Below are 4,912 nucleotides of genomic sequence, written 5' to 3' on the forward strand. Positions count from 1 at the left end.
GCCTCTACGACGCGCATGATCTCGTTGGTTCCTTCCGCGATCTGGTGCGCCCGCAGGTCGCAGACGATCTTCTAGATGCCGTACTCGGCCAGGTAGCCGTAGCCGCCGTGGAGTTGCAGCGCTGGGTCGGCCACCGAGTAACCGGTGTCCGTCGTGTAGCGCTTGGGCCATGACGCACAGGTAGGGGGGCCTGCGGGTCGCCCCCGTGCAAGGCCCGGGCGGCCTGGAGCACGAGGGCGCGGGCGGCTGCCAGTTCCGTGGCCATGTCGGCGAGGCGGAAGCGCAGCGCGTGGTCCTCCAGGAGCCGGCGGCCGAAGGCCTCGTCGGTCGGATACGTCAGCCGCCGTAATTGTCCGGGACGGCCTTTCACCTGCCGGCCGCGGTTGCCCGCCCGAACGGCGTTCGGTCCCCCGCTTGCTTCCCGTAATGACCGCGCAGGTGCGCCGCGGAGCCCGATTCGGACGAGGGCCGACTCGTCGAGTGCCCCGCGGCCTGGTCTTCAGGCCGCGGGGTCGGCGGGCTACTCCTTGAGACGGGCGCGCAGGGCTGCAAGGAACCAGGTGAACACCGGTGCCAGGCTCGGCGGGACGGGCCAACCGTTGATGACGGACAGGAGGTGCCAATAGCGTTCCGCGCGAGGATCGTTGGCAATCTCCAGGCGCGCCAGCAGCCAGCGGCGCAGGCCGATGTCGTCAGCGCGGTCGAAGACCCGGGCGTAGCGTGCGGTGAGGGTATCGACGACGGGTGTCGCCTCGGCGGAGGCGGGCGCGATGCCAGCGGTGAGGGCGTGGCCGACCTGGTCGCGGACTGCTTCGGTGAGGTCATGGTGCAGTCCTGTGGTGTCGCCCCTGGCACGTTCGGCTGCCTGGTGCTCGGCCATTTGGCGCACTGCGGCACGGAAGTCCGGGTCCCGGGTCAGTTCGGCAAGCTCCGCCCAGGCGTCGACCTGCTCGGGCTCGGGGTCTTCCGGTAGCTCGGGCATGGCCGAGCGCATCATCGCCACGAAGTCGGGGTTGGCGTCCAGGCCGCCGAAGGTGTCGTCGATGAAATCGTGGATGAGGCGCCGGCGTTCTTCGTCGGAGAGTCGTGCAAGTTTGTGCATGAGATCCATTTCCTCCGAGGTGGAGCCCCGCTTCGCCACCGCGCGCAGCACCGCACGCCGCAGGCGCAGGGTGCGGATCTGTACGTCCAGAGCGTCGGCATGCGCGGCCGCGACTTCGGGCACCGAGATTTCCCGGTCCAGCACCTGCCTGATGACGGCAAGATCGAGTCCCAGTTCGCGCAAGGTCCGCACCAGGTCCAGACGCGCGAGCGCATCAAGGTCGTAGAGCCGGTAGCCGGCGGGGCTGCGGTCGGTCGACGGCACGATTCCGGTGTCGGAGTAGAACCGAATGGCCTTGACCGTCAGCCCGGTACGCCGGGCCAACGCCCCGATCGTGTAAAGCGTGTCGCCGTCCATGCCCTCACTCTCGTGTCTCCCCCTACCGGAGACTCAAGTCCGTCCTCCGGCAGACGCCGTCCGCCCGGGCGCGCAATGGCCGCCAGGCCCAGAGGAACGTTCAGTCTGCCCTGTCTCGGCGGGCTCGGGATCCGGATGACCGCGCCCTCCGGCGTCGGTGCGCCACTTCCGGTGAGCAGCCATACCGGTCCGCGAGATGTTCGCCAACACCGCGGCATCACCATCGACGGGCGCCCCGTCAGCCCCGTCCTCGTCCACGGCCCGCACCCGAACGAGGTCTTCGTGTTGGCCGGGGAGAGCGAGGCGGACCCCGCACCCCCTTCCGCGGGTATCGCGCTCTCGCACGGATCCGGCTGTGCTCATTTCCTGGCGTAGGTGAGGAAGACGGTGCCGCTGTCCATGATCGCGCTGTCGGCCAGGGTGAAGTAGGCCGGGTCGAACGGTCTCTTGTGCCCGAACAGCGGCGTCCCCGAGCCGATCGCCATCGGTGCCAGCTTGACGACCAGTCGGTCGATCTCCGTGAAGAGCGCTCCGGCCAGCTCGCCGCCGCCGCACAGCCAGATGTCCTTGCCGTCCTCCTGCTTGAGCTCGCGCACCCTGGCCACGGGGTCATCGGCGACGAGCTCGACGCCGGGGTCGGGGGCCGTGGTGAGCGAGCGGGAGAAGACGAGGTGCCTCAAGTGGGGCCAGGCGTCGGTGACTCCCTGGTCGACACCGTTCTGGTAGGTCCTGCGTCCCTCGATGACGGTGTCGAAGTGCGCACCGTTTCCGCTGATCCCCAGCGCGTCTCGCGCCGGGCCCGGCAGGGTCTCGGGGTAGCGGGCGGCGAGGTGCTGGATGTAGTCCTGCCCGATCGGCCAGAAGGCGCCCGGCCCTGCGGTGGGGTCGGAGCCGTCGGGGCCCGCGATGTATCCGTCGAGGCTGGCGGCGATGAAGTAGACGAGCTGTCGCACGGGGTTCTCCTGGTGGTCGGATCCGGGGCCATGGTCTGCGGCAGGCCGGTGGTCTGGGGTCAAGTGCGCGGTCGGGTCTGCCATGCGGCCTTTCAGCGGCGGGTGCCCGGCTTGGGCAGCGGGCGGGGGCGGGGCAGCGAGCGGGGCTTGGCGGGCACCGGGAATCGGGTGCTGTGCTGGGACTTCGGCTGGTTGGGCAACTTGCTCCTCGGGAGGCATCGGCGTCACGTCAGTTGATGTACTCTGACTGAAGTGGTTTGAACTTAGTACTGCACCCGCAGTGGTGTCAACGGATTCCCGGAAGGAAAATGCCATGCGCCAGAACCCCGCGCGGCGGACCGCCCTGCTCGACGGCGCGATCGAGGTCCTGGCCCGCGAGGGCTCACGCGGCCTGACCCTGCGGGCCGTCGACACCCGGGCCCAGGTCCCCACGGGCACTGCCTCCAACTACTTCGCCAACCGCGCCGAGTTGCTGGCCCAGGTCATGACGCGCATCCAGGAACGCCTGACGCCCGAGGAGTCCCAACTCGCCGACACCATGAACGAAAAGCCCTCCGCCGAGCTGGTCGCCACCCTGCTCAAACAGCTCCTCGGCCGCATGCGCGCGGACCGCAGCAGCTGGCTCGCCCTGATGGAGCTGCGCCTGGAGGCCACCCGCCGCCCCGAACTGCACGCCGAGCTGACCCGGTTCTTCACCGCCCAGCTCGACGGCAACATCAACTTCCATCTGGACGCCGGCCTGCCGGGCGACCGCACCGGCGTCATCCTGATGTACCTCGCGATGACCGGCCTGATCGTGGACGACCTGACCGTCCCCGACCTGCTCGCACCGCACTCCGTCGACCAACTCATCGACGAACTGGCGCGCCGCGCCACGGACCCGGGTACGAATGGCTGAACCCAGCCACACGGTCTGCGAAACCGCCGGCCGGAGCCCACTGCGGAGGGCCCGGCGGACGGCCCCAGACACCCACGCGGGCCTGGGTCGCTCCGACAACGGAGGCACCAATAGAGGCATGCCGGGCGCTCTGCACGGCGACCGGCCGCGAGACGCACGCCGCTGCGGCGGGGCAGTGCCCCGCTCCCGCGCCGGCGGCCTCCCGCCCGGTCACGTCGGACGGCCGAGGGCCGGACCTCATCCGGTGCCCCGCCGGGTTCGACGAGGGCCGACCGCGCTCCTCGTCGGGGCGCACCGGTGCCGGTCCGCCGGGGCCGGGTGACCTGCTCAGCCGGTGTGAGATACGACGGCGTCAATGAGCTGCGGCCAGAGTTCCCGGGGGCGGTCGTGACCCATGTCGGGAATGAGCAGGAGTTCCGCACCGGGCACGAGCTCGGCGGTGCGCTTTCCGCCGCTGGGGTCGATCAGCGTGTCATCCAGGCCGTGGATCACCAACGTCGGCACCCGCAGTGCGCGCAGGTGGTCCGCGCGTGAACCGCTGAGGATCATCGCGCCGAGCTGCCGCCCGATACCCGCCGGGTAGTACGAGCGGTCGTAGCTTGCCGCAGCCAGCTCACGCAGCGCCGAGGCGTCGCCGTACCGCCTGGAAGCCCACACGAGCTCCTTCTCCGCCGCCGCGACGTATCCCTCGCGGTCCGCCGGCTTCGGGGTGAACAGCACCGCCCGGGCCTCCGGGCTGGACTGGCCGTACTCGCTCTCGCCGGTCGAGGACATCATCGACGTCAAGGTCAGCACCCGCTCCGGGGAGGCGAGGGCCATCGTCTGGGCGATCATCCCGCCCATCGAGGTGCCGACCACGTGGGCGCGTTCGATGCCGAGGGCGGTGAGCAGGCCAAGGCCGTCGTCGGCCATGTCGCCAAGCCGGTAGGGAACCATCGCGAGGGCGGTGGGAATGTCCCCCGAGCTGACGGCGGCGATGAACTTGCCCATGTCGACGGGGTGCTCGTCGAACTTGGTGGACAGCCCGCAGTCGCGGTTGTCGTAGCGGATCACGTACCGGCCGCGGCCCGCCAGCGCCCGGCAGAAGTCCTCGTGCCAGGAAAGCATCTGCGCTCCGAAACCCATCACGAGCAGGACGGGCGGGTCCCCGGGGTCGCCGAAGCTCTCGTACGTGATGGACACCCCGGCAGACACGACAACGCTCGGCATACGTGCATCCTGCCATGGGCCCCGCCACGGAGCGCACCCATTAAACTGGCGCGTGACCTGCGCCTCTCCTGCGGCCTCTTCCACAGCTGCTGCTCCGCCCCCACTGGTTTCGCCCCGGCATCACGGACGCCGTCACGGGAGTGGTCGACCTGACGGGGCATGGGCTGCGGGCGCGGCGACTCCTCCCTCATCAGTGCAGGATCTCGGCGCGCAGCCTCTCCTTGGGCGTGTTGACATCCCAGTAGTGCACACTGCCCCGGGCGTCCTTGAAAGCGCCCGTGCCACCGGTGATGGCCATGTCGAGCGAACTCGCCTCCTGTGACCGCAGCGACTGCATCGTCAAAGAGCCACGCTCGAGGTCGATCGTGATCACGGCCTGCGACGTGACTTTCC

General features: G+C 69.8%; 5 protein-coding genes and 1 pseudogene. 1 reads left to right on the plus strand and 5 read right to left on the minus strand.

Annotated elements, in window-relative coordinates; translation table 11 throughout:
* The 3 genes and pseudogenes from ACQKIP_RS39500 to ACQKIP_RS39510 form a co-directional block, all read right to left on the minus strand.
* A pseudogene (locus tag ACQKIP_RS39500) lies at positions 1 to 325 on the minus strand (acyl-CoA dehydrogenase family protein); the annotation flags it as partial.
* A 195-nt stretch (positions 326 to 520) separates the two neighbouring features.
* Positions 521 to 1,459: a MerR family transcriptional regulator gene (locus tag ACQKIP_RS39505; RefSeq protein WP_365862080.1), complete on the minus strand. Its 939-nt coding sequence runs from the start codon at positions 1,457 to 1,459 to the stop codon at positions 521 to 523.
* A 359-nt stretch (positions 1,460 to 1,818) separates the two neighbouring features.
* Entirely contained in the window at positions 1,819 to 2,412 is a 594-nt protein-coding gene (locus ACQKIP_RS39510) for a dihydrofolate reductase family protein (RefSeq protein ID WP_365862082.1), read from the minus strand.
* A 313-nt stretch (positions 2,413 to 2,725) separates the two neighbouring features.
* Here ACQKIP_RS39510 and ACQKIP_RS39515 point away from each other — a divergent pair, with 313 nt between their 5' ends.
* Positions 2,726 to 3,310 carry a TetR/AcrR family transcriptional regulator gene (locus ACQKIP_RS39515; protein ID WP_365862083.1) on the plus strand — a complete coding sequence of 195 codons (585 nt, stop codon included), beginning with the start codon at positions 2,726 to 2,728 and terminating at the stop codon, positions 3,308 to 3,310.
* A gap of 327 nt (positions 3,311 to 3,637) precedes the next feature.
* On the opposite strand, the gene ACQKIP_RS39520 is transcribed toward ACQKIP_RS39515, so the two are convergent.
* Positions 3,638 to 4,519 carry an alpha/beta fold hydrolase gene (locus ACQKIP_RS39520; RefSeq protein WP_365862085.1) on the minus strand — a complete coding sequence of 294 codons (882 nt, stop codon included), beginning with the start codon at positions 4,517 to 4,519 and terminating at the stop codon, positions 3,638 to 3,640.
* 190 nt (positions 4,520 to 4,709) lie between these two features.
* The coding region (locus ACQKIP_RS39525) for an allene oxide cyclase barrel-like domain-containing protein (protein ID WP_427745264.1) at positions 4,710 to 4,912 on the minus strand (203 nt) is incomplete at its 5' end.

Origin of the sequence: Streptomyces sp. NPDC059900, from assembly GCF_050270335.1 — a bacterium.
GTDB lineage: Bacteria > Actinomycetota > Actinomycetes > Streptomycetales > Streptomycetaceae > Streptomyces.